At 45.5% G+C, this 26,218-nt stretch carries 20 protein-coding genes; 15 read left to right on the plus strand and 5 right to left on the minus strand.

What is annotated here, in order from left to right:
- The first annotated feature begins 21 nt into the window (after positions 1 to 21).
- Together xylA and ABIX36_RS26275 are read left to right on the plus strand one after the other, a co-directional pair.
- Entirely contained in the window at positions 22 to 1,350 is a 1,329-nt protein-coding gene (xylA, locus tag ABIX36_RS26270; protein WP_348085138.1) for a xylose isomerase, read from the plus strand.
- A 41-nt stretch (positions 1,351 to 1,391) separates the two neighbouring features.
- Complete coding sequence (locus tag ABIX36_RS26275; protein ID WP_348085139.1) at positions 1,392 to 3,065, plus strand: sodium/sugar symporter; 1,674 nt, start codon at positions 1,392 to 1,394, stop codon at positions 3,063 to 3,065.
- A gap of 76 nt (positions 3,066 to 3,141) precedes the next feature.
- On the opposite strand, the gene ABIX36_RS26280 is transcribed toward ABIX36_RS26275, so the two are convergent.
- Positions 3,142 to 3,888, minus strand: a complete 747-nt coding sequence (locus ABIX36_RS26280; RefSeq protein WP_348085140.1) for an SDR family oxidoreductase — start codon at positions 3,886 to 3,888, stop codon at positions 3,142 to 3,144.
- A gap of 200 nt (positions 3,889 to 4,088) precedes the next feature.
- Between ABIX36_RS26280 and uxuA the strand changes: the two genes are divergently transcribed.
- Entirely contained in the window at positions 4,089 to 5,282 is a 1,194-nt protein-coding gene (gene uxuA, locus ABIX36_RS26285) for a mannonate dehydratase (RefSeq protein WP_348085141.1), read from the plus strand.
- Positions 5,283 to 5,356: 74 nt separating this feature from the next.
- On the opposite strand, the gene ABIX36_RS26290 is transcribed toward uxuA, so the two are convergent.
- Positions 5,357 to 5,731: a VOC family protein gene (locus ABIX36_RS26290; protein WP_348085142.1), complete on the minus strand. Its 375-nt coding sequence runs from the start codon at positions 5,729 to 5,731 to the stop codon at positions 5,357 to 5,359.
- Between the two features lie 21 nt (positions 5,732 to 5,752).
- Positions 5,753 to 6,292 (minus strand): DUF4199 domain-containing protein, encoded by a 540-nt coding sequence (locus tag ABIX36_RS26295; RefSeq protein ID WP_348085143.1) that lies wholly within the window; start codon positions 6,290 to 6,292, stop codon positions 5,753 to 5,755.
- 365 nt (positions 6,293 to 6,657) lie between these two features.
- Here ABIX36_RS26295 and ABIX36_RS26300 point away from each other — a divergent pair, with 365 nt between their 5' ends.
- The 3 genes from ABIX36_RS26300 to ABIX36_RS26310 all read left to right on the plus strand — a co-directional run bounded on the left by ABIX36_RS26300 (position 6,658) and on the right by ABIX36_RS26310 (position 9,145).
- Positions 6,658 to 7,362 carry a DUF4397 domain-containing protein gene (locus ABIX36_RS26300; protein ID WP_348085144.1) on the plus strand — a complete coding sequence of 235 codons (705 nt, stop codon included), beginning with the start codon at positions 6,658 to 6,660 and terminating at the stop codon, positions 7,360 to 7,362.
- Between the two features lie 87 nt (positions 7,363 to 7,449).
- Entirely contained in the window at positions 7,450 to 8,028 is a 579-nt protein-coding gene (locus tag ABIX36_RS26305) for a sigma-70 family RNA polymerase sigma factor (RefSeq protein ID WP_348085145.1), read from the plus strand.
- Entirely contained in the window at positions 8,018 to 9,145 is a 1,128-nt protein-coding gene (locus ABIX36_RS26310; protein WP_348085146.1) for an outer membrane beta-barrel protein, read from the plus strand. The genes ABIX36_RS26305 and ABIX36_RS26310 overlap by 11 nt, the downstream gene beginning before the upstream one ends.
- Positions 9,146 to 9,220: 75 nt before the next feature.
- On the opposite strand, the gene ABIX36_RS26315 is transcribed toward ABIX36_RS26310, so the two are convergent.
- Together ABIX36_RS26315 and ABIX36_RS26320 are read right to left on the minus strand one after the other, a co-directional pair.
- Positions 9,221 to 9,646 (minus strand): organic hydroperoxide resistance protein, encoded by a 426-nt coding sequence (locus ABIX36_RS26315; RefSeq protein WP_348085147.1) that lies wholly within the window; start codon positions 9,644 to 9,646, stop codon positions 9,221 to 9,223.
- Between the two features lie 173 nt (positions 9,647 to 9,819).
- Positions 9,820 to 10,839, minus strand: a complete 1,020-nt coding sequence (locus ABIX36_RS26320; RefSeq protein WP_348085148.1) for a LacI family DNA-binding transcriptional regulator — start codon at positions 10,837 to 10,839, stop codon at positions 9,820 to 9,822.
- Between the two features lie 230 nt (positions 10,840 to 11,069).
- Between ABIX36_RS26320 and ABIX36_RS26325 the strand changes: the two genes are divergently transcribed.
- The 9 genes from ABIX36_RS26325 to adhP all read left to right on the plus strand — a co-directional run bounded on the left by ABIX36_RS26325 (position 11,070) and on the right by adhP (position 26,193).
- Complete coding sequence (locus ABIX36_RS26325) at positions 11,070 to 12,638, plus strand: DUF6377 domain-containing protein (protein ID WP_348085149.1); 1,569 nt, start codon at positions 11,070 to 11,072, stop codon at positions 12,636 to 12,638.
- Positions 12,639 to 13,317: 679 nt separating this feature from the next.
- Positions 13,318 to 16,329 carry a TonB-dependent receptor gene (locus ABIX36_RS26330; protein ID WP_348085150.1) on the plus strand — a complete coding sequence of 1,004 codons (3,012 nt, stop codon included), beginning with the start codon at positions 13,318 to 13,320 and terminating at the stop codon, positions 16,327 to 16,329.
- Positions 16,330 to 16,350: 21 nt separating this feature from the next.
- Positions 16,351 to 17,934: a RagB/SusD family nutrient uptake outer membrane protein gene (locus ABIX36_RS26335; protein ID WP_348085151.1), complete on the plus strand. Its 1,584-nt coding sequence runs from the start codon at positions 16,351 to 16,353 to the stop codon at positions 17,932 to 17,934.
- 78 nt (positions 17,935 to 18,012) lie between these two features.
- The gene (locus ABIX36_RS26340) at positions 18,013 to 19,068 is read left to right on the plus strand and encodes a SusE domain-containing protein (protein WP_348085152.1); all 1,056 of its coding nucleotides are present in this window, start codon (positions 18,013 to 18,015) and stop codon (positions 19,066 to 19,068) included.
- A gap of 102 nt (positions 19,069 to 19,170) precedes the next feature.
- Positions 19,171 to 21,024, plus strand: a complete 1,854-nt coding sequence (locus ABIX36_RS26345; protein ID WP_348085153.1) for a glycoside hydrolase family 13 protein — start codon at positions 19,171 to 19,173, stop codon at positions 21,022 to 21,024.
- Complete coding sequence (locus ABIX36_RS26350; RefSeq protein ID WP_348085154.1) at positions 21,021 to 22,418, plus strand: MFS transporter; 1,398 nt, start codon at positions 21,021 to 21,023, stop codon at positions 22,416 to 22,418. The genes ABIX36_RS26345 and ABIX36_RS26350 overlap by 4 nt, the downstream gene beginning before the upstream one ends.
- 4 nt (positions 22,419 to 22,422) lie before the next feature.
- Entirely contained in the window at positions 22,423 to 24,336 is a 1,914-nt protein-coding gene (locus tag ABIX36_RS26355; RefSeq protein WP_348085155.1) for an alpha-amylase family glycosyl hydrolase, read from the plus strand.
- A gap of 472 nt (positions 24,337 to 24,808) precedes the next feature.
- Positions 24,809 to 25,156, plus strand: a complete 348-nt coding sequence (locus tag ABIX36_RS26360; RefSeq protein WP_348085156.1) for a hypothetical protein — start codon at positions 24,809 to 24,811, stop codon at positions 25,154 to 25,156.
- Positions 25,157 to 25,170: 14 nt separating this feature from the next.
- Positions 25,171 to 26,193: an alcohol dehydrogenase AdhP gene (adhP, locus tag ABIX36_RS26365; RefSeq protein ID WP_348085157.1), complete on the plus strand. Its 1,023-nt coding sequence runs from the start codon at positions 25,171 to 25,173 to the stop codon at positions 26,191 to 26,193.
- The last annotated feature ends 25 nt before the right edge of the window (positions 26,194 to 26,218 follow it).

The following is a 26,218-nucleotide window of genomic DNA, read 5'->3' on the forward strand; positions in this document are numbered from 1 at the left end:
AAAATATAAAAATTAAAAGCTATGTCAATTGTAACGGGAGAAAAAGAGTTTTTTAAAGGGATAGGCCAGATAAAATTTGAGGGGCAACAATCTGATAATCCACTGGCATTCCGCTGGTACGATGCCGATAAAGTAGTTGCGGGCAAAACCATGAAAGAGCATTTGCGCTTTGCTTGTGCTTACTGGCACTCGTTTAATGGTAATGGTGCCGATCCGTTTGGCGGTGCTACCCATGTTTTCCCCTGGGATGCTAAAGCTGACGCGGTAGAACGCGCTAAGGATAAAATGGACGCGGCCTTCGAATTTATCACCAAAATGAATTTGCCGTATTATTGCTTCCACGATATTGACGTGGTAGATTATACCAATGATGTGGCCGATAACGAAAGACGCCTGCAGGCCTTGGTAGCGTATGCCAAACAAAAACAAGCTGCAAGCGGCGTAAAGTTGCTTTGGGGTACCGCCAATGTATTTAGCCATGCACGTTATATGAACGGTGCATCTACTAACCCCGATTTCCATGTACTGGCACATGCCGGCGCACAGGTAAAAGCTGCTATTGATGCTACCATTGCTTTAGGTGGCGAGAATTATGTGTTCTGGGGTGGTCGCGAAGGTTACATGAGCCTCCTGAACACCGATATGAAACGCGAGCAAGAGCACCTGGCCAAATTTCTGCATACCGCTAAGGATTACGCACGCAAACAGGGCTTTACCGGTACTTTCTTTATCGAACCAAAACCTTGTGAGCCAACCAAGCACCAGTATGATTATGATGCGGCAACGGTATTTGGCTTCCTGCAGAAATATGATCTGCTGAACGATTTTAAACTGAACCTGGAAGTGAACCACGCTACTTTAGCTGGCCACACCTTCCAGCATGAACTGCAGGTTGCTGCTGATAGCGGTTTGCTGGGTTCGATAGATGCCAACCGTGGCGATACGCAGAACGGCTGGGATACTGATCAGTTCCCGAACGACATTACCGAGGTGGCAGAATACATGCTCATCATTTTAGAGGCGGGTGGTTTATCAGGTGGTGGTATCAACTTCGATGCGAAGATCCGTCGTAACTCAACCGATCCGGCAGACCTGTTCTACGCGCATGTTGGCGGTATGGACGTTTTTGCAAGGGCGCTGCTTATAGCGGATAATATTCTGCAAAAATCCGATTACAAAAAAGTGCGGACAGACCGTTATGCTTCTTTTGACAGCGGCGCTGGTAAAGACTATGAAAACGGTGCGCTTTCTTTAGAAGATCTGCGTAACTACGCTGCTGGTAATGGCGAACCGACTGCTAAGAGCGGAAGACAAGAATATCTGGAAAATTTGATAAACCGTTATATCTAATATTCATTCGCTATAAACTTAATATTAAACTGAGCAGATAAATGAAATCTCTTTCATACGGCGATTATGCCGTGTTTTTGATCTATTTTTTGATCGTAGCGTGTTACGGGTACTGGATATATCGCCGTAAGCACAATGCCGACGCGACTTCCAAAGATTACTTTTTAGCCGAAGGCTCACTTACCTGGTGGGCCATAGGTGCTTCTTTGATCGCCTCTAACATCTCTGCCGAGCAGTTTGTTGCCATGAGCGGGAACGGCTTTACCATGGGTTTGGCCATCTCTACTTACGAGTGGATGGCGGCTTTAACGCTGGTTATTGTGGCGGTATTTTTTATACCGGTGTATCTTAAAAATAAGATATTTACCATGCCGCAGTTTTTGCACCAGCGGTACAACAGCACCGTTGCCATGATCATGGCGGTGTTTTGGCTGTTGCTATACGTTATTGTAAACTTAACATCTATCCTGTACCTCGGCGCCATTGCCATCAACGGCATCTCGGGTATCGATTTTAAGTTGTGTATAGCCGGCCTTGCCATCTTTGCTATCATCATTACCCTGGGAGGGATGAAGGTGATAGGTTATACCGATGTTATCCAGGTGTTTTTCCTTATCCTGGGCGGGTTGGTAACAACCTATATAGCGGTAACCAAAGTAGGTGAATTTTACGGTCACCCCGGCTTGCTAAACGGCCTGTCGGACATGTACACGCACGCTAACGACCACTTTGAGATGATCCTGAAAAAGGATAATCCAAGCTACGGCGACCTGCCTGGCCTTACCGTGCTGATAGGTGGTATGTGGATAGTGAACCTTAACTATTGGGGTTGTAACCAGTACATTACGCAACGTGCATTAGGCGCTAATCTGAATACGGCGCGCAGTGGTATCCTGTTCGCGGCTTTTTTAAAGCTTTTAATGCCGCTTATAGTGGTATTGCCTGGTATTGCCGCTTATATTTTGTACAAGCAAAATGTATTTAACCCGGAAATGATGGGCAGTATTACCAGCAACCATGATAATGCCTACCCGGTATTATTGAATTTGTTGCCAAATGGTGTTAAGGGACTGGCATTCGCAGCATTAACCGCCGCGGTGGTTGCTTCGCTGGCGGGTAAGGCAAATAGTATTGCCACCATCTTTACGTTGGATATTTATAAAAAGAAGATCCGCAAGGATGCTACCGACCACCAGTTGGTTGTGGTGGGCAAAATTACCGTAGTAGTAGCCATGATACTGGGCGTTGCCATTTCACCGTTTTTAGGGATCGATAAAAAAGGCGGCTTCCAGTTTATACAGGAGTATACGGGCTTTGTATCTCCGGGTATATTCGCCATGTTTATCCTGGGCTTTTTCTGGAAAAAGGCATCGTCTAACGCGGCGCTGTTTGCTACCATCGGTGGTTTCGCATTCTCGGTATTCTTTAAATTCCTGCCAAAGATTGTCGATCTGTCCTCATTAGCAGCAAGCGGATTTGCTACTAAGAACGCGGAGAGCGGTCTGTATGAGATCCCATTCCTGGATAGGATGGGTTTTGTATTTATCATTTGCGTAGCCGGAATGGTTATCATCAGCTTAATAGACGCCGCTAAAGGCAAAGAAACCAATGGATTGGAAATAGATGCTAAAATGTTTAAAACATCCAATGCTTTTGCAGTAGGGGCGATGCTCATCTGTGGGATATTGGTAGCACTGTATACCATCTTCTGGTAGATAGCTGAGTAGTTTTTAAAACGCAAAAGGGTCTGTTCAATTTAAACAGACCCTTTTGCGTTTTATTTTATTTGCGTTAAAATCCGATTGAATTGCCGCCATCTACCGGCAATATTACACCGGTAACATATTTTGCCGCATCTGATGATAGGTAAAGTATGGCCTCAGCAATATCGCTTGGCTCGCCCAGCTTACCCATCGGGGTTCTTGACAGTACCTTTTGTTTCCTGTTCGGATCATTGTCCAGTGCTTTGGCCGACATATCTGTGGCGATGAAACCCGGCGCCACACAGTTCACCCGTATGCCCTGCGGTGATAGTTCGGTCGCCATAGCCCTTGTCATACCCTCAATGGCTGCCTTGGTTGCGGTATAAGCAATTACGTACGGTATGCCGTACTGAGATGCCATAGAACTGATGTTAACGATGCTGCCACTGCCTGCCGCGGCCATGTGTTTAACCACTTCGCGGCTCAATACAAAAACTGCTGTAAGGTTGGTTTGAATGATCTGCTGAAAATCGTTGTCGGTAACCTCAACAAAGGGTTTCTTTTGGTTGATGCCAGCGTTGTTCACCAATATATCCGGTGTACCAAACTCACTAACAATATCGGCTACCAGGCCCGGGATTCCCGCTATGTCGTTCAGATCGAAAGCGCGGTAGCTGCAAAGTTCGCCCAAAAGGCTTACGGCATTTTTTAGTTTAGCTTCATCGCGACCTATAATAACGGTCCTGATGTTATTTTCTGTTAATTTTTTTGCGGTAGCAAAACCGAGACCGGATGCGCCGCCGGTTACGAGGGCCACTTTTGTGCTTAAGTTCATTTGTATAGAGGCGGTTATGGGTTTATTTCGCAGTGATGATTCCCTGACAACGCTTGTTTCGGTTAATAAATATACGCGAGCGTTTACAATATTAATGAAATATTACAATCGATTGCAAAAACTCTTCCAACAGTGCGATTTTTTTTAAATCTTTGGTAAGGGAAGGGATAGATATTCGCTCCCTTTAAATTGAGAAGTAAATGATACCTGATTTAGAACAAACATTTCGTTGGTTTGGTCCTGCCGACCCGGTTACCTTGCAAGCCATCGGGCAAACAGGCGCAACGGGTATTGTTTCTGCCCTGCACCACATCCCTTGCGGGGAGGTATGGAGTGCCGCCGAGATAAAAACTTACCGGGCCGATATTAATGCGGCTGGGTTTAACTGGGCGGTGGTAGAAAGTGTTAATATCCACGAAGCCATAAAAACCGGCGCGGCAGAACGCGATAAATATATCGAGCGGTACGTGGCGACTTTGGCTAACCTTGGCAGCGCGGGTATTAATACAGTATGCTACAACTTTATGCCGGTGCTCGACTGGACCCGTACGCATCTGGATCACCGGCTGGTAAATAATGCTTCGGCTTTAAGGTACGATGCCATTGCTTTGGCCACGTTTGATCTTTATATTTTAGAAAGGGCAGGGGCTTACGAAGAATTTAGTGCCAGCCAACAAATAGTAGCCAAACAATACCTTGATGGACTAAGTATCGACGAAATAACACTATTAACAAATACAGTGTTAGCGGGCCTGCCCGGAACGGATGAGGTGTTTACGATTGCCGAATTTAAAGCGCATTTGAAACGATACAGCGATGTGGATGCTGCGAAACTAAAGGACAACCTAACTTATTTTTTAAAGGCTATTGTACCCCGCGCAGAGGAATACGGCATTAAAATGTGTGTCCACCCGGATGATCCGCCTTTTCCGATATTGGGCTTGCCAAGGGTAGTATCCACCGGGCAGGATCTGCAGGATGTTGTAGATGCCTACCCTTCGCCGAGTAACGGCATTACGCTTTGTACCGGCTCGCTTGGTGCCCGTGGTGATAACGATATCCCAGCGATCATCTCTCGTTTGGGCAGTCATATACATTTCCTACACCTGCGTAACGTTCTGCGCGAGGCAGATGGTAGCTTTTATGAAGCAGAACATTTAAGCGGCAGTACCAATATGTTTGAAGTGATGAAGGCAGTAGTTGCCGAACAGGCAAAACGCCAAAGTGTCGGCAGGACCGATATCGCCATCCCCATGCGGCCGGATCATGGACATAAAATACTCGACGATTATAATTACAACACCTATCCCGGTTATTCGGTAATAGGGCGACTAAAAGGGCTGGCAGAATTGAGAGGGCTTGAGATGGGCGTTAAACGTGCATTATTTTATTAGATCAAAAGAACCAGGAAGAATGTAGCAAAGACTGGGCGGGTAACCCGCCCAGTTGGGTATAATCCTCTTAATAACTATTTTGGTTCCCAGAGTTCAATGATGTTCCCTTCCGGATCCAGCACGTGGATGAATTTGCCGTAGTCATATTCCGCCATTTCATCAACAATGGTCACGTTCTCTTTTTTTAGTTCCTCTACCAGTTCAATCAAATTCTCCACCCGGTAATTGATCATAAATGGTTTGGTCGACGGATTGAAATATTTGGTATCCTGCGGAAAGGTGCACCAGGATGTGGAACCTTCTTTCGAGGTATCTTCCGCCTCGCGCCACTCAAATGTTGTTCCGTATGCACTGGAAGGCAACCCAAGGTTTTTGGCGTACCATTCGTTCATCCCCTTCGGGTCATCAGATTTAAAAAATACACCGCCAATGCCTGTTACTTTTTTCATATTTATCAGTTTTAATTTAGTCTATAAGTTTGCTGGAGCTGGTTTAGGATTATTTTTAAGGATCAGCGCGGCTATTAACGATATCACAATGCCAACCGGCGCAATTTCCAAATAGGTGAACATTGCTCTAAAGGTGAAGCTCGCTTTATATTGAGCCATCATAGGCGATATGTCGGCCGTCTTCTTTTGTATTTCCGCCGTGCTCGCCCCGCTTGCCTTCATTTCGGCTATTACTTGGGCATGGTATTTTTCGCCATAATCGGGAACGAAATATTGAAAGTCGATCAGCCAGATCACCACGTACACCGTCGACGCGATAAGCGTTATCAAGAGGCCAATACCGAGCGCTTTACCAAAAGTTATCTGGCCGTTGTTGTAAGTATCCCTATAATTTTTAATCCCCACAAAAATGACAGAAAGTGCCAATATCATGGTGGCATATCCAAAGATCATCCGGGTGTTCAGGCTTAAACTGTTGCTCTGTAGTCCCTCATTAATAACGGGCCACAATACACTTATCACGCCGGCCACTAATCCGCAGTTCCAAATTATCCTTTTCATTTCTTGTGTTGTTTTAAAGTTTAAATCTTTCCCAAAATTGGCTTAATGGATCGTGTTTTCGGTCATACTTTCGGGTGATTTTTAAAAAAGACAGCAATAATTTAATGTACAGGCACAACCTATTCAGCAATTTCTATCTATTTTGAGTATTTACCAAATCCGTTTTCAAATCATCTGTCAACTCCGCCAGTCTTCATTTCCACATTCAAAAATTGCATTTCACTGTTTAATTGAAATAGCTGACCCTCATTAGCTTAACCAGCTCAAGGCATTAAACCGGTAAATAAATAACATCCCACTGTTTCAATCTTCGCGTTCGGCCCGTTCCACAGGATAAACACATAAACAATTTATAATTCAATCCTATGAACATTCTTAACAACAAAGGCTCATTTGTTTCCCGTATCGCCGCCGCTTTATTAACAGGCGCAGTCATGTTATCTTCCTGCACTAAGGATGATAACGGTACATCATCTTTACCCGCAGGCTTAGCCATCGCGCACGTTTCTCCGGGTTCACCAGAATACACTTTTAAGCTTAACGGTACCAAAGTAAACCTTAAAGCGCTTACTTACAACACCTTTAATACCTACGGCGCACTACAGGCAGGCAGCTACGAATTCAGCATTACCAAAAAAGATTCGGCCAGGGTGATTACAAAATCAAATATTACCGTAAAAAGCGACCAGGCCTACTCTGTATTTATTGCCGATATTCCTTCAAAAGCAACTTTAATTGTAACCGAGGACGACCTGAGCGCGCCTGCTACCGACAAAGCAAAGCTTCGTTTTATAAACCTTAGTCCCGATGCCGGTAGCCTTGACCTGGGTATAACAGGTAAAGCGGTTGTGTTTTCTAAAACAGACTTTAAAGCAACTACCGCGTTCACTTCAGTTGACCCAGGTGCCGAAGTGGGTTTTGAGATAAAAGAAAATGCCGGAACAACCATATTGGCAACACTCCCTAAAGTAAAAGTAGAAAAAGGGAAGATCTACACCATTTTGGCTAAAGGTTTAAAAGCGGCTACAGATAGCACTAAGCTGGCTTTAGGCGTAATAACCAACAAATAAACGGCGATATTTTTTTAAACCCCTCTTACATGCGCAAGAGGGGTTTAATTTTTTGATGATGGTGTAGCAGGAATTGCGGATAGGTAGGTGATCAAACAAATAAAACGACTTGACGGTGTCATCACCGGCTGTATTGCCGGGGATGAAAAATGTAAAGAATGGCTTTACAGATCCTACTACGGGTATCTGAAGGCTGTTGCAAGGCGCTACATTGATAATGCCAGCGACCTGGAAGAACTGGTGAACGACTCTTTTGTAAAGATTTTTAAACATCTCAACAGGTTTGGCATAACCGATGACCCTATTGTTTTATCCCGGTCGTTCAAAGGCTGGGCAGCCAAAATAACATCGCGTACCGCGATCGATTTCCTCAGGGTCGACAAAAACTATTTCAGGGTGGAGGAGTTGACAGATTCTGCGGATGCGGAGCCGGTTAGCGTTACCGACAAAATGAATGTACAGGATATTTTGGCACTGCTGAATAGCTTACCTGCTATGCAGAAGGTGATTTTTAATATGTACGAGATAGAAGGATACAGCCACGAAGAAATTGCCGAAAGCCTCCAAATTCCTTATGCCAACAGCCGCGTGTACCTGGCCCGCGCTAAGAAAACTTTACGCACGCTTTATCAAAAAAGTATAAACAGCATTAGCTATGCAAGTTGAATTAATAGATCACATCAAAGATGAGTTGCAGCATTTTGAGCTGGACTATGAGGACGGTGCATGGGAAAACTTTAAGAACCACCAAAATAAACCAAAAAATAGCGTTTGGTTTTTGCTGGCTAAAGCAGCCGTAGTCTTAGTGGTATTCTGCCTTTTTTTGTGCGGGCTTAAACTGGGCGGGGACAAGCACAAGGTTGTAACTTTTGCACGCGGGAAGGTAAGCCACAGGGGAGAGATCAAAAGGCATAACGAACCACCGCATCGATTTATGCTTGCGCGGCTGAAACCATCTGACGATGTGCAGGTAGCGTTCGGGGCAAGTGAACAACCAACGGACAATGTGGTTGTGACTGATAGAACTACTGGTCCCGAACAGGCGTCTGTTATTACTATTGCTCCAATACTGCCCGCACCAGCAAAAAAAGCTACCGCAGCTAAAACCATGCAGGACCTTCTACAGGAAGAAAATGGTGTAAAAGACATTGCTGCAAACAGTTTACCGGCTAAAGGCCGCTGGAGCTTCGGTTTTGCGGTAGGCGGGGCACTGGATTCGAGGCAGAAAGGTAATATCAATGTAGGGGCGGAGGTGAATTTTAAACTCAACGAAAGGCTCTCCATTAATACAGGGGTGTTCTTTAACCAAATGGGAGCTAAAAAAGCGAATGGCGGAGCGATGGCAACAGCAACACAGGATAAAACACTGATCAGCGCCGAGGCAAATATGTCGGGGACGGAACTACCGTTGCAGGTAAGTTATCATGTAAACAAGAAATTTTATGCCAAAGCAGGCATCTCGGCATATGCTATTGGCAGGCAGGCACAAACGCTGCAATTCAGTGAGCAAAAGCCCATAGTTTCCAGCTATATTGATGAAAAGGGAGCAGTTCAATACGAAAATAGGACGTTTAACCAGATTTCCACCGAAGCGGTAACACCCGAAAAGCTGAAGCAAAACAAGTTTGTCGCGCTTTACAACCTGTCGTTTGGCTTTGTACAACACATTGCCGGGGATAAATCTTTGTCGCTGGAACCGTATTTAAAGATCCCGGTTCAGGATTTTTCAGAGCAGAAACTCAACCTGTCGCAGGCCGGGGTACGGGTAGTTTTTAACTTTTGATGCTTGTTCAGCTTGCCTAAAATAAGGAAAGCCTGCCACGTGTTACCAGGCAGGCTTTTCTATAAGTTGACAGGTTTAAATAATATTGGTCACTACATCTATATTGCCGCGTGTTGCTTTTGAATACGGACAAGTTAGGTGAGCTTCTTCGGTAATTTCGCGGGCCAGTTCGGGTGCTATGCCGGGCAGGCTAACATTTAGGCGAGCCTGCAGGGAGTACGCTTCGCCGGTTAATACCAGGTCAATTTCTGCATCAACTGCGGCATCCTGCGGAAACCTAACTTTTAATTTAGCCGCGGCTTTTCTCATAGCGCCGATGAAACATGCCGACCAGCCCGCTGCAAAAAGCTGCTCGGGATTAGTACCGGTTCCTGCTGCGCCCGGTACCGAAAGTTTAACATCAAGATTATTGTCTGAACTAATAGCCGATCCACCATCGCGGCCGCCTGTGGTATGTGTTTTACCTGTGTAAAGCACTTTGCCAATTGTTGTATTTTCCATTTTATTGTTTTTGTTTGTTGATCAAAGGTACCTCAGTAGCGCACTTTATTCAATCAGTAAACAGGTTAAGTGGACCAAGCAACTGCCGAAGCCGACATTTTGAACGCCGAAAAAATAATTTGGCACAAGCGTGGTAGGATTTGGTTTTGGATACCGGGTGGAGAAGCGCTGGTTTAGCGCTGCGGCATTATGCTATGCAATTCGGTGCTGAGGATCCTGGTTTCAAACTCGGTGATGGGGTACTTGCTTTCAATTAGTTTAAGCAGCATGTTTACGGCTATTTCGCCCATCTCGAAGGCCTTTTGCCTGATGTAAGATAATTCCGGTTGTAACAGGTCCACAACATCAGAATTGGAAAAACCCAGTACCATAATTTCCTGCGGATCGAACTTTAGCTTCTTTAATGCCCTTATGCAGGATATGCTGATCCTGTCGCTGGTGATGAATATCGCGTCCGGCTTATCCGGGCCGGATAGTAACTGTTTTACAGCGTCCTCCACTTCCTGGTCATCGCTACCACCTTTAAGGCAGTTCCGGATGAGGTCGGGCCTCAGGGGTATGTCGTTTTCAAGCAATGCCTTTTGGTACCCGGCGAAGCGTTCGTTGGTGATGGATAACTGGGGCGCATTGGCCAGTAAGGCAATTTTTCTGCAGTCTGACCGGATGAGCGATAGCGTAGCTTCGTACGATGCGTTAAAATTATCGGAGGTAACTTTATAGGTATCTATCCCGGGAATTATCCTGTCGAAAAAAACAATCGGTAGACCATCCTGATGGAGCTTTTGCAAAAAGGCATAATCGGCAGTGCCCGATGACATTGAGATCAGCAAGCCATCAACAGAACGGTTGGCCAGATGATTTACGTTGATCAGTTCTCGTTCGGATGAATCGTGTGTTTGCGTAATGATGGTATGATATCCTCTTTCATAAGCAACGGACTCGATACCGGCTATAGCCTGCGAAAAAAAGCTGTTAGCCAGTTCGGGCACAACAATGCCGATGGAATAACTGCGCCTGTTTTTGAGGCTCACCGCATTAGGGTTCGATTTGTAATTTACCGACTTCGCATAATCCACCACAATCTTTTTGGTACCCGCGCTAATTTCATACTCATCCCTTAACGCCCTCGAAACGGTTGAGGGAGAAAGCTTCAGCGCAAGCGCGATATCTTTTATGGTGGCAGGTTTATACATTCCTAACTAACTGAACACAATTATATGGATAATAATAAAACAGGCCAAGGTATTCCGGAGAACCAAAAATGCTTAAATATTTGAGAACTAAAAACTCCATAAATAGCAGGAGTAAATGTTGCCTTTTATTTGTTGTTTTAAAATTGCATATCTTTAGGGGAACTGGAGTTAGCCACACTAACTGCGATTTTTGCCTGATTATGAGAGGATTATTACTCTGTTTTTTTGTTTTGACGCCGTTTTTTCTACTCGCTGATTCTGATACCAATGATTCGTTTGAAGAATTGAAGGTAGAATTTGGCCGGAAAGGTATTTACGACGGGCAAAAAGAAGCGCATATCCGTGTACTTAAAAATACGCTTAACCAGGTACGCGCCGATAACCTCAAAGGCCAGTTTGACGCCTGTAATAAGCTTTATGAAGAGTATAAATCGTACCAGTACGATTCCGCCTATGTATACGCCAATAAGCTGCTGTCCATAAGCAACACCCTGCACGATAAACCAAAAGAAGATTTCAGCAAAATAAAGGTTGGCTTCATCCTGCTATCGTCGGGCATGTTTAAAGAAACCTTCGACAGTATGCGGGGGATCGATGTGCACGATCTGGATAACGGTGCCAAGGTGGAGTACTATTCCATCGTCATGCGTGCTTACTATGACTTGGCCAACTATAACAGCGACAGGCATTATGCACCGGCTTATACCGCCACTGCCAATAAGTATATCGATTCGGCCATTGCATTAAGCAAACCTGGCTCGTACGATAATATTTACTTTACCGGATATAAAAAGTTTAAGAATGGTTTTAATGATGAGGCGGCCGTTATTTTTTACCGGCTGCTAAACTCCAAAACACTTACCGAACACCAGAAAGCCATTGTTACATCCACATTAAGCAATGTTTATCTGAATACGCCGCAACAGGAAAAAAGCATCAAACTGCTTATCCAGGCCACCATCAGCGATATCCGTTCATCAACCAAAGAAACTATAGCCCTGTTTTGGCTGGCAGAAATACTGTATAAAAAAGGGGATATCAAAAATGCCTATGTAGCGCTGGAACACGCCCTTGCCGATGCCGAATTTTATGGAGCCAGGCAGCGTAAAGTACAGATAGGTACCTTGCTACCCATTGTTGCATCCGAAAAGCTTTTGTTTATAGAACGGGAAGAGAAGCTTTATATCCGTAGCCTCAGTATGATCACGGTTTTGGCGGTTTCTATCATCGTGGTGTCTATTCTGCTTTACAAGCGTAATAAGAAACTGAAGACTAAAGAAAAGATAATTGAAAAAGTGAATGAGAAGCTGATGGAAGGCACCAAGATAAAGGAAGACTACATCGGGTATTTTTTTAACGTTATCTCGGGCTATATACTCCAGCTGGAACGGATCAAGAGATCTGTAGATACCAAACTGCCTGCAAAAAAATACGACGACCTGCAGTTAATGGCCAATAACATTAACATCAAAAAGGAGCGCGAAACCCTATTCAATACCTTCGACCAGGTGTTTATTAAGATCTTTCCGAATTTTGTGGAGGAGTTTAACACCTTGTTTAAAAAAGAAAACCAGATCTGGCCTAAGGAGAATGAGGTGCTTACTACCGACCTGCGCATCTTCGCCCTGATGCGTATGGGCATCACCGATACCGAGACCATCGCCAAAATACTGGAATACTCTGAGAAAACCATCTATGTGTATAAGATGCGTATCAAAGCAAAAGCTATCATTCACGGCGACGAGTTTGATCACCGCATAATGGCTATCAAGGCTGTCGATATAAACAGCAAATCGTAACCCATACCTGAACTTAGTCTTCTTTCCAAAGGTTATTAATTCTGTTGTCATTTAACCACCCGCTCAGATACCACTTTCTACAGTGTCCATTTTGTTGGCGAGTCTGCCCTAAAACTTATCAAGGTTTTTTTCGCGACACTATGCATCCGCAATTCCTTAAGATAATAGCTGCTTTTTCGGTAAAAAAACACAACTTAAACCTTATATAAATACCCTGATTGTACTGAAAAAGTGCTACACTAATTAAATTTTCTAAAAATTATATTTTGTAAGTTATTGTTTATTAGCATGTTGATTTTTTTTAAATCACTTTTCTGTTAAATTTTAAGTAAATAAGTAGGTTGCCGTTTTTTTGCTCGTTTACTTTGTCATGTCGTAATACACTATCCCGCAACCGGGGCGGTACTGCGAGCATTAGCCAATTATAATTTTTTTACAGCATTTTTTTTGATCGTGGGCCAGCTGGTTTTTGCACCAAACCCCTGTGTTTTGTCGCCGCACTGCGTGCCCCAACGATTGGATCTCTGCTGAAGGGAACAACAGTTTTTACCGGAGAGATAAATTATGGAGATCATTCAACCAGAAGAGGATTTATTAACAGGCTTTAGGGCGCTGTAACCAGTATTTGTGAAATTTTACCAAGCAACTTACTAACCCAACTATTAACCCAATTAATTACATGAGAAACAATTACCTAAAAAAGTATCTGCTCTTTTTTGCATTGCTGTTTATATCGCAGGCGATATTTGCACAAACAAGAAGCATTACCGGTAAAGTGGTTGACGAGAACAACCAATCTTTACCCGGGGCAACGGTATTAATATCGGGCACAAACACAGCAAGCGCTGCCGATGTTAATGGCATCTACCGCATTACCGGCCTAAGAGCCGGTACCTACACCTTAACGGCCAGCTTTATTGGCTACACCTCACAGCCAAAAACGGTAACTATTGAGGCCGATAACGCGACCGTAAACTTCAATCTGCAACCTTCATCAAAGTCGCTCAGCGAAATTGTTGTGATCGGTTACGGTACGGTTAAGAAGAAGGACCTTACTGGTTCTGTTACCACCGTAAGTTCAAAAGACTTCCAAACGGGTAACATCACCTCGCCGGAGCAGCTGATCGCGGGCAAGGTTGCCGGTGTATCTATCACTTCAAATGGCGGCGCGCCGGGTGCAGGTAGCACCATCCGCGTTCGTGGCGGTGCCTCGCTAAACGCAAGTAACGACCCTTTAATTGTGATAGACGGTGTGCAATTAAGCAACGATGGTATTGCGGGCGCACCAAGCGCGCTAAGCCTTATCAACCCGAATGATATTGAAACCTTTAGCGTATTGAAGGATGCGTCAGCAACGGCTATTTACGGTTCAAGGGCGTCAAACGGTGTAATTATCATTACCACCAAAAAAGGCACTGTAGGCAAAGCACAGGTAAACTTTAACACACAGGTTTCAATTTCAAAATTATCTAAGGAAGTACCTGTGTTAACCGGCGATCAGCTGAGAGCTTACGTAAAAGCAAATGGCAGCGCGGCTTTCCAGGCATTACTGGGTGATGCTAATACCGATTGGCAAAAAGAGATCTACCAAACAGCTATCAGCAATGATAATAACCTGAGTGTTGCCGGTGGATTTAAAAATTTACCTTACCGCGTATCTGTTGGCTACCTCGATCAGAAAGGTATCCTCAGAACAGGATATTTAAACAGGGCGTCAGCGTCCATCAATGTAACACCGAAGTTTTTAGATAACCATATCAAATTAGATATCAACGTAAAAGGTTCGGCAAGCAAGGCACGCTTTGCAAACCAGGGCGCTATTGGTGCCGCGGTTAGTTTCGATCCTACCAAACCGGTGCAATCTGGTAACGACAAGTACGGCGGTTTCTACGAATACCTTGATTCGGACCCATCCTCTGCAACAGGCTTAAAACAACTGGCGCCGCGTAACCCGATAGGTTTGTTAGAGCAGCGTTACGATAAAAGTGATGTTAAAAGAAGCATTGGTAACGCTCAACTGGATTATAAGTTCCACTTTCTGCCAGACTTGCACGCTAACGTAAACTTTGGTTACGATGCATCTGAAGGTAAAGGCACCATTGTGATTCCGTCTACCGCGGCGGCAAGCTTTAACAGGTTTAAAGATGCCAGCAACGTATTGCACGGTGGTGTAAACAACCAATACCGTACTACTATCCTCAACACTACTTTCGAAGCTTATTTAAATTATGCTAAGGATCTGAAATCGATAGATAGCCGGATAGATGTGGTTGCCGGTTACGCTTACTACGATTATGCCACCAAAAACTATGGTTTCCCTGATATTACCTCAGACGGCACAACAGTAAGCACACCAACTTTTCCGTTTGATAAACCGGAGAATACGCTGCTATCATACTACGGCCGTTTAAATTATACTTACGCTAATAAGTACCTGTTAACCGGTACAATCCGCCGCGATGGTTCATCAAGGTTTAGCCCGCTTAACCGTTACGCGGTGTTCCCTTCGGGCGCATTTGCATGGAAGATCAAAGAGGAGTCCTTCCTGAGAGATAATAAAGTACTTTCTGATTTGAAACTGCGTGTCGGTTACGGTTTAACAGGCCAGCAAGACGGTTTATCAAACTACGCCTATACACCATACTACAGCTTAAGCTCGCAAACAGCATCATACCAGTTGGGCGATACTTTTTACCAGCTTTACCGCCCGGTAGCGTATGACCCTAAACGTAAATGGGAGCAGAGTGCTACCACCAACGTAGGTGTAGACTATGGCTTTCTTAATGGCCGTATAAGCGGTAGTATTGATGCCTACTACAAAGAAACAAAAGACCTTTTAGGTGAAGTTACCGTAGCGGCCGGGTCAGGTTTCTCTAACAAATTTGTAACCAACGTAGGTAATATGGTAAATAAAGGGATTGAGTTTGCCATTACCGCGCAGGTGGTAAGAAGCAAAGATGTAAACTGGGATGTTGCATTTAATGCCACTTACAATACCAACAAAGTAACCAAACTTACTTTCGTGGATGATCCTAACGCAACAGGCTCAGCGGTGGGAGGTGTTTCCGGCGGAACAGGAACCACCATTCAGCGTAATTACGTTGGCCAGCCAAGGGCTGCTTTTTATGTGTACCAGCAGGTGTACGGCGCCGATGGTAAACCAATTGATAATGTGTATGTAGATCGTAACGGCGATGGAACCATCAATGATAAGGACCTGTACCTGTACAAGCAGCCCGATCCTAAATACATCTTTGGTTTCTCCAGCAATGTAACCTACAAGAACTTTAACCTGGCCGTTGTAATGCGCGCCAATACAGGTAACTATGCTTACAACAACGTATTCTCCAGCACAGGCACCCGCAACAGCATCCTTAATCCACTGGGCTATCTTAATAATGGTTCTGCCAACGTATTGGAAAGTGGTTTAATAGGCGCTAATGATAAGAATGTGTTATCTGATTACTACGTTCAAAATGCATCTTTCCTGAAAATGGATAACGCCAGCCTTGGTTACAATTTTGGTAAAGTGTTGCGCAGCAGCGCGTCATTAAGCATAAGCGCTAACGTGCAAAACGTGTTTACCATTACCAACTACCAGGGTGTGGACCCGGAAGTAGGCGGTGGTATTGATAACAACATTTACCCGCGCCCGCGCACATTTGTGTTCGGCTTAAACCTTAAATTTTAATCAGCTAATAAATAAAGCGATATGAAAAAGAACTTGACCATAAAAGCATTCATCGTAGTAATGCTAACAGGCAGCCTGGTGTCGTGCACCAAAAAGCTCGACCTGTTGCCTACGAATGATATTACCTCTGCTACGGTATACGCGTCGGCCGAGGGCTATAAGCAGGCATTTGCCAAGGTTTACGGCGCGTTTGCGTTAACAGGCAACCAGGGCCCTGCAGGTAACGGCGATGTACAAGGTATTGACGAAGGTACTTCAGACTTTTTGAGATTGTACTGGAAAGCACAGGAACTGAGCACCGATGAGGCCGTAATTGCCTGGGGCGACGTAGGTATCCAGGATTTTCACAACATGAACTGGTCTGCCGCTAACCCTTTTCTTAAAGGATTATACTACCGCAGCCTTTACCAGGTTACGCTTGCTAATGAGTTTATCAGGCAATCTGCCGATGACCAGTTAAGCAGCCGCGGAATTTCTGGTGCTGATGCTGATAAGATCCGCCAGTTCCGTGCCGAGGCGCGTTTCTTAAGGGCGTTCCAGTACTGGGTTTTGTTAGATATGTATGGTAACGTGCCATTGGTGACGGAAACCGACCTGATAGGCGTAACCGTACCAAAACAAGCGGATCGTAAAACAATTTTCGCTTACGTAGAATCGGAATTGAAAGCTATTGAGCCTGCTTTGGCAGCGCCTAAATCAAACGAATATGGCCGTGCCGATAAGGCAGCATCCTGGGCATTATTAGCACGGTTGTACCTAAATGCAGAAGTTTACACCGGCACCAAAAAGTACGCGGAAGCTATCGATTACGCTGGTAGGGTTATTGGCGCGGGTTATTCCCTGATCAATAATTATCAATACATTATGCTGGCAGATAACCAGGCAAACACCAGCGAGAACATCCTTACCATAAACTACGACGGGCTGCGTACACAAAGCTACGGTGGTACTACCTTCTTAACCCATGCGCCGGTTGGCGGGTCGGAGTCGGCAAGTAATTTTGGTATCAGCGGCGGCTGGGGCGGTGCACGCACAACAAAGAATTTGCCAAACCTGTTTCCTGATTATACAGGGACTGCAGACAAACGTTCACAGTTTTACACCACCGGCCAAAACCTGGAGATAAAAGATCAGAGCGTGTTTACCGATGGCTTTGCAGTTACCAAATACCGCAATGTAACCCGCACCGGCGCGGCAGGGCAGAGCCTGGATTTCTCTGACGTCGATTTCCCGCTTTTCCGTTTATCAGAAATGTATCTCATCTACGCGGAAGCAACTCTGCGCGGCGGTACAGGTGGCGTTACGGCCACTGCTGTAAACTATATTAACCTTATCCGCAACCGTGCTTACGGTAATGCAAGTGGCAACGTAGCAACTATTTCGCTCGATTTTATATTAGACGAGAGGGCGCGAGAACTATATTGGGAAGGCTTCCGCCGGACAGATCTGATCCGTTATGGCAAGTTTACTACCTCGACTTACCTGTGGCCGTTTAAAGGTGGCGTTACAGGTGGCAGGTCTGTTGAAGACTTCAGGAATATTTATCCTATCCCAACAGATGATATTACGGCCAACCCTACATTGGTTCAAAACCCAGGATACTAAATAAATAACAGGCCCGGCGTAAAACCGGGCCTGTATATGGCAATAACATAAAACTTATTTAACATTTAAGTATTAACGATGAAAAAATTAACTACCAAACTTTTAGCATTCAGCTGCCTGGCTTTATTGGCATTGGCATCATGCAAAAAAGATGAAGTACGCACCGTGGCCCAAACTGGCACCCCCGGCTCATTAACTACATCAACCACTTCACCGGCTTTATCAAAAGCTAATTTAACCGAAAATGCCATCACCATTACCGGTACGCCGCAAGCTTACGGTTACAGTGCAGCAACCATCAACACCCTGCAGATTGCGGTTAAAGGCACCAGCTTCGCCGCTCCAAGGGAAGTATCATTGACAGCAGGCGCGCTTACAAAAAGCTATACTGTGCAAGATTTTAACAACCTGTTACTATCTATGAACCTGGCTACAGGTGTACCATCGCAATTAGAGATGCGTTTAAAAACCTCATTAAGCACTATTGCTGGTATCGAATATTCAAACGTAGTTACCGTAACAGCCACGCCGTTTGCGTTGGTGGCTTATATTTACGTGCCGGGTGCATACCAGGGCTGGAACCCCGCAACTGCCGATAGTCTGCAGTCGGCAACAGGCAATGGCGTTTATACCGGTATCATCAATTATTTACCGGGTAAGTTAGATTTTAAAATCACCCCGGAAAAGAAATGGGATGTAGCTTATGGTAAAACAAGCGGCAACGGCATCAGCACATCGGGCGACGATATTACTGCGCCGGGCGCGGGCCAGTACTTTGTAACGGTGGATCTGAATTTAAACACCATCACCATGGTACCGGTAGACGCTTATTACAGCCTTATTGGCGATGCTACGGCCGGCGGCTGGGGTTCTGATACTGACATGAAATTTAACAACGGTACCCGCGTATGGGAAATAACTATCCCATTGGTGTCAACCGGGAAATTTAAGGTAAGGAAGAACCACGATTGGGGAACCAGCTATGGCGTGCCAAAAACAGGTGCTGATGGCGCAACCCTTGCTTCGAGCGATTCAAATGATATCCCCGTTGCTGCAGACGGAACTTACCATTTCACTTTTGCACCAATTGGTACTGATAATGCTAAAGCGGCTTACACTTTAGTAAAACAATAATACCTTAATGGCCAACCCTTATTTACGGGTTGGCCATTTTATTTGCTTCCTGTTCTTTATCTGCAGCTATTAAACGCTGTTATTTTGCCAATTAAAACAGATATGAAATTAAGGTTAAAAATTACACTTGCCTTCCTGATGTTTGCGGCTGGCGCGCTTGCTCAGATCCCCGCGCTTGAGCGTGTGGAGCCGGCCTTTTGGTGGGTTGGTTTTAAAAACCCCAAGGTGCAACTTATTGTACACGGCGAAAAAATTGCCGGCAGTACTGTTAGCCTCAGCTATCCCGGCGTAAAGCTAATTGCCGTACATAAAGTAGAAAACAGCAACTATATATTTCTCGATCTTACCATCAGCAGCGTAACCCGCGCGGGTAAATTCCCCATTACCTTTAAAAAAGCAGGGCAGAAAGCGCTGGTTTATAATTACGAATTAAAAACCCGTAACAGCACGCCGCAATGGGCACAGGGCGTTACCAGTAAAGATCTTATTTACCTGCTTATGCCCGACCGTTTCGCAAACGGCGACCCGTCAAATGATGTGGTACCCGGTATGTTGGAAACCGGTTTGCACCGCGATTCGATGTATTCGCGCCATGGCGGCGATATCCAGGGCTTAATTGATCACCTGGGATATTTAAAAGACCTGGGCGTAACCACCATTTGGATGACACCAGAAATTGAGAACGACGAGCCACATGCATCGTACCACGGCTACGCCGTAACCGATTATTACAAGATAGACCCGCGCTACGGTACCAACGAACTTTTTAAAACTTACGTGAATAAAACTCACGCAATTGGTTTAAAGGTGATAAAAGACCTGGTGCATAACCACATAGGTACCGAAAGCTGGCTGATAAAAGATATGCCGATGAAAAGCTGGGTACACCAATGGCCAAAATACACCAACTCAAACTTCAGAGATGCCGCTGTAATGGATCCGCATGGCACAGCTGCCGATAAAAAACAAATGCTGGATGGCTGGTTTGACCGCAGGATGGCAGATGTTAATCAAAGCAACCCATATGTGCAAAACTACCTTACCCAAAACCATATCTGGTGGGTAGAATATGCCGGTATAGATGGTTTCCGCCTGGATACCTACCCATATAACGATCCTGTTTATATGGCCGATTGGGCAAAAAAAGTAAAAGCCGAGTTTCCCCGTCTCTCTATTTTTGGCGAAACGCTGGTATGGTCGGTAGCTAACCAGGCTTATTTTACCCAGGGCAATACCGTGAACCGCGGTTTTGATACCCAGTTGCCCGGCATTACCGATGCGCAGATAAAAGATGCCATTACCGAAGCCCTAAACGGAAAAGAGGGCTGGACAGACGGTGTTAACAGGTTATACAATATAGTGGCGCAGGATTTTATGTACCAGGACGCCACCCGCAATACTATCTTTTTAGATAACCATGATATGAGCCGTTTTTACTCTAATGTAAACGAGGATTTTATCAAGTTTAAATCTGGTATGGCTATGTTGTTGACGATGCGCGGTGTGCCGCAAATGTATTACGGCGACGAGATATTGATGAAAGGTTACTCTAACCCCGATGGTTTAGTTCGCGAGGATTTCTCCGGCGGCTGGGCAGCGGATAAGAAGGATAAGTTTACCGCAGCCGGGCGCGACAAGAAAGAGAACGAAGCTTTTGATTTTGTGCGCACGCTGGCTAACTACCGCAAAAACACCACGGCCCTGCAAACCGGTAAACTAATGCAATACATCCCGCGTAATGGTATTTACACCTATTTCAGGTACGATGCGCAAAAAACGGTAATGATAACCTACAATGGTAACGAGGAGGAAAAGGCACTGGATACCAGATATTTTAACGAGCGGACGGCGGGATTCAAGGGCGGCGTAAATATAATTACCCACGAAAAGTTAGCTGATGTGAAACAGCTGATCATCCCTGCTAAAACCGCTATCATAATTGAATTAACTAAATGACAGCTTTAAAAGAAACTACAAAACAGCCCCTTAAGGCCGCTGTTGCCGAACGCCCCAAGCTCAGCTTTTGGCAAATATTCAACATGAGCTTTGGCTTTTTGGGCATTCAGTTTGGCTTTGCATTGCAAAACGGGAACGCTTCGCGCATCTTACAAAGCTTTGGGGCCGATGTAGAGCATTTATCGCTTTTTTGGTTGGCGGCACCCATCACCGGGATGATCGTGCAACCCATTATAGGCCACTACAGCGACCGCACCTGGAATAGGCTGGGCCGCCGCAAACCGTACTTTTTAGCAGGGGGCATCCTCTCGGCAATCGCATTGTTTTTTATGCCGAATGCATCCCTGTTATTATTTCTGCCCCCAGTAATGGTGGGTGCAGGCGTGCTCATGATCATGGATGCATCGTTCAACGTGGCCATGGAACCCTTTAGGGCGCTCATTGGCGATAACCTGCCCGATAGCCAGCGCAGCCTTGGTTTTTCGGTGCAAACCTTTTTAATAGGTACTGGTGCGGTAGCAGGCTCCATATTGCCCTGGGTAATTACCCAGTTTACCGGCACCCAACAGGTAGCAGCAGGCCATGTGCAAAATAACGTGATATACTCCTTTTACGTGGGTGGTATAGTGCTTATTTCTTGCCTGTTGTGGACGATCTTCAAAACAAAGGAGTACTCCCCTGCAGAATATGCGGCTTTCCACCCTGAAGAGCCGGAGGAAACAGAAAAAGGCCTTTCTGTTATTTTTAAAGATTTTTCGAGAATGCCCGTGGCCATGCGCCAGTTGGGGCTGGTGCAGTTCTTCTCCTGGTTCGCGCTGTTCTCTATGTGGGTTTTTGCTTCCCCGGCCATCGCGCAGCATGTTTTTCATGTAGCGCCAAAGGATACTACGTCGGCAAATTTTGCCAAAGCCGGTGATTGGGTTACGCTGATGTTTGGTGTGTACAATGGCATCTCGGCTATTTATGCGCTTTGCCTGCCATCTATAGCCAGGTTAACCAGCCGTAAAATAGCACACGCGTTTTCGTTACTGGCCGGTGGCGTGGGTTTAATATCCATATTTTTTGTGACCGACCCAAAAATGCTCATCGTGTCCATGACGGGTATAGGTTTGGCCTGGGCCAGTATTCTGGCTATGCCGTACGCTATTTTATCGGGTTCTATCCCCGCGAAAAAGATGGGGGTTTACATGGGCATCTTCAACTTCTTTATCACTTTCCCGCAAATTATCAATGGCTTTTTTGGTGGTTGGATAGTGAAAAGTTTGTTTGGCGGGCAGCCTATTTACGCGTTGGTGCTGGCAGGTATTTTTATGCTTTGCGCGGCAGTATCGGTATTGTACGTACAGGATGGCCGCGACATCCACATCTCAAAAAAATTAACCACTATAAAATAAAAACATGAGGAAGATATTGTGGATACCTTTAGTGGTACTTTTATTTACAACCGCTGCCTGCAGCAAAAAAGCAGTAGATCCAAACCCGCCAAGCGGCGGCGGCGGCCCGGTTTTGCCGCCTGTAACCAATGGTAAGGCATTACCTGCAGGCGCCGGCGATGGGGTTACTTTTATAAATTCGGGCACATCGGCTATATTTAATTTATACGCACCCGGAAAAACATCGGTAGCGGTAATTGGTGAGTTTAACAGTTGGGGCGCAACCGCTATGAACAACACGCCGGATGGCAAAAACTGGTGGATCCAGATAGATAACCTGGATGCCAGCAAGGAATACGCTTACCAGTTTTTGGTTGATGGCAGCCTGAAAGTGGCTGACCCATATTGCGAAAAAGTACTCGACCCGGATAACGACAAGTATATCCCGGCATCGGTTTACCCCGGTTTAAAAGCGTACCCAACAGGCCAAACCGGTATTGTGAGCGTAATGCAAGGCAACCAGCCAACTTACACCTGGAAGAGTCCGGCTTTTACCCGCCCGGATAAAAGCAAGCTGATAATTTACGAATTGCACATGCGCGATTTTGTGGCCACACACAGCTACAAAACTTTAAAAGATACCTTAAACTACCTCACTAACCTCGGCGTAAATGCCATTGAACTGATGCCGGTAAACGAATTTGAAGGCAATTCTTCGTGGGGATACAATCCTTCGTTTTATTTTGCGGTTGATAAGTATTACGGGACTAAAAACGATCTGAAGGCCCTGATAGACGAGTGCCATGCACGCGGGATGGCTGTTATTTTAGATATGGTGCTTAACCATTCCTTCGGCCAATCGCCGATGGTGCAGCTGTATTTTGATAAGGCTACCAATAAGCCAACGAGCGCCAACCCCTGGTTTAATGTGAACCCTACGCACCCCTATAACGTGGGTTATGATTTTAACCACGAAAGCGCAGCGACAAAATATTTCGCCAAAAATGTGATGAAGTTTTACATGCAGGAGTATAAGATTGACGGTTACCGTTTCGATCTTGCGAAGGGCTTTACCGAGAAGGTAAGTTCGGATGACGCTTCATTCGCCGCTTACGATCCAAGCCGTGTAGCTATCTGGAACGAGTACAACAGTTTTATAAAAACTATCGACAATAATAATTTTTATACTATACTGGAGTTTTTTGGCGGCGATAGGGAAGAAAAAGAACTGTCGGATAATGGCATGATGCTGTGGAGCAACAATAATTACAACTTTAATGAAGCTACCATGGGTTGGGTGCCAACATCCAATTTCTCCCGCCTGTATTTTAGCAATCACACCGGTTTTACCCAGCCCGATAACATTGTAAGCTATATGGAAAGCCATGATGAAGAACGCCTGATGTTTAAGAACAACCAGTACGGCAACACAACAGGGGCAGGGGGCTATAATGTAAAAACGCTATCGACAGGACTTGCACGCCAGGAAGCGGCAGCCGCGTTTTTACTGACCGCGCCGGGCCCAAAAATGATATGGCAATTTGGCGAACTGGGCTACGATGTATCCATCGACCAAAATGGCCGCACTGGCGAAAAGCCTATCCACTGGGATTATAACAACGATCCGCAGCGCCGCAAACTGTACAGCGCCTTTGCTAAGCTGATAAAAATGAAGATCAAGAACCCTATTTTTAATACTTCCACCATCACCGCTAACGCTTCCGGGTCGGTAAAAACGGCTTATTTAAGCAGCGGTACGCAAAACGTGGTAGTGGTGGGCAACTTCGACGTGAACAGCCAATCGGTTACCGTGGCGTTCCCTGCTGCCGGAACCTGGTACGATTACGTATCCGGAACCAGTATCACGGTAACCTTGCCATACAACGCTACTTACTTGCCCGGCGAGTATCATATCTACAGCGACGCCGTCTTAAAATAAACAATAACAAAAGGCGGCTGAGCTTCTAAAATTCAGCCGCTTTTTTGTAATAAAAATAATCCCCCCGCTTTTCCCATTGGCAGTTTTCATACGCATTCACCGCACCAAGCAGTTTAGCGGTTTCGTTCGCAAGGAGCATCTCAAAAGCTTGCAGTTGTTCTTTTGTATTAAGTGATACGGACAATACTTCGTCGAAAAGCGTTTTATAGTAATTGATGGTATTCGCGCATCCGTTCTATCAATTCGGCGCCAACAACAGACATTTACCGATAACAGGCCGTAGCGTGCTACTTTAAGAGGGTGTAGATAGAAAAACCTAAACCTAAAACAGGGATGTGGAATGTATGGCTCATAGGCCAAAAGCACCGCAATGGCGGTTAACGAAATGTGACGAGCGTCACTTGCTAAGCCATCGCCGGTCATTAATCGACGGTATGCAATACCCCACCTTTGCCCTATAAAATTTAGCACCATGGCAACTTTAACAAACAACACCGCTCATTGGAACAACGTAACTCTTACAAACAATATTAACCATAGCGCATTGGCAAATCTCACTGCCTGGGCGGATAAGCAAGCACCTAACCGCACGCTATGGTTTATGGTATCATTAATAGCCCAGGGTGTTTTATTCCTGCCTATACCGGCTGTTTTGCTCTTTTATTTTAACGCGCCGCTTGCTGTTTTGGCAATAACATTGGCACTTTTCTTCTCTAATATTATTGCAGGTATGGGTGGCGCGGGTATCCGCGTAATGCTTGGCTTTTTTGCCTTCAGCATAATTGTGCACCTGTTAATGATCATAGCATCTATAATATAATGATGGTGCCAAAAATGATGAAGGCCGCAGTTGTACATGAATTTGGGCAGCCGCTGGTAATTGAAGAAGTACCGGTTCCTACCCCCGGCGATAACGAGGTGCTGGTAAAAGTGATCACCTGTGGCGTTTGCCACACCGATCTTCATGCCGCCAGTGGCGACTGGCCGGTAAAACCACAGTTGCCCTTAATACCCGGGCACGAGGCTATAGGTTATGTGGTAGCTTTAGGTGAAGGCGTAAAAAACGTAACCATAGGCGATATTGTAGGCGCACCCTGGCTGCACAGCGCCTGTGGCTGCTGCGAGTTTTGTATAACCGGCTGGGAAACCCTCTGCGAAGAACAGAAGAATGGCGGCTACAGTGTTAACGGCGGTTTTGCCGAATATGTGCTGGCCGATTCGAGATATATAGCGCACTTTCCAAAAGGAATAAACTTTGCGGAGATGGCACCGATAATTTGTGCGGGCGTAACCGTTTATAAAGGCCTCAAGGAAACTGAAGTAAAACCCGGCGAATGGGTGGCCATATCGGGCGTTGGCGGTTTAGGGCACCTGGCTGTGCAATATGCAAAAGCAATGGGTATGCATGTTGCAGCCATTGATATTGCCGATGATAAACTGGCGCTGGCGAAAAAACTTGGTGCCGATATTATTTTCAACGCAAAGTCGGCAGATCCCGCGGAGATAAAGGCGCAAACCGGCGGAATGCATGGTGTGCTGGTAACGGCTGTATCGCCCATCGCGTTTGAGCAGGGCGTTGCCATGTTAAGGCGTAAGGGTACCATTGCGCTTTGCGGCCTGCCCAAAGGTAGTTTTGATCTCAAGATCTTCGAAACCGTACTTAACCGCTATACTATTCGCGGTTCCATCGTTGGCACGCGTAAAGATATGCAGGAAGCCATCGCCTTTGCTGCAGAAGGCAAAGTAAAATCAACGGTGCAGACAGCTAAGCTGGAAGATATCAACCAAGTATTTGAGGATATGAAAAAAGGAGATATTACCGGCAGAGTAGTATTACAAATAGCAAATCCCTACTAATAAATAGCAAGTAAAAAGGGTCGCT

Source organism: Mucilaginibacter sp. (assembly GCF_039925265.1).
Lineage (GTDB): Bacteria > Bacteroidota > Bacteroidia > Sphingobacteriales > Sphingobacteriaceae > Mucilaginibacter.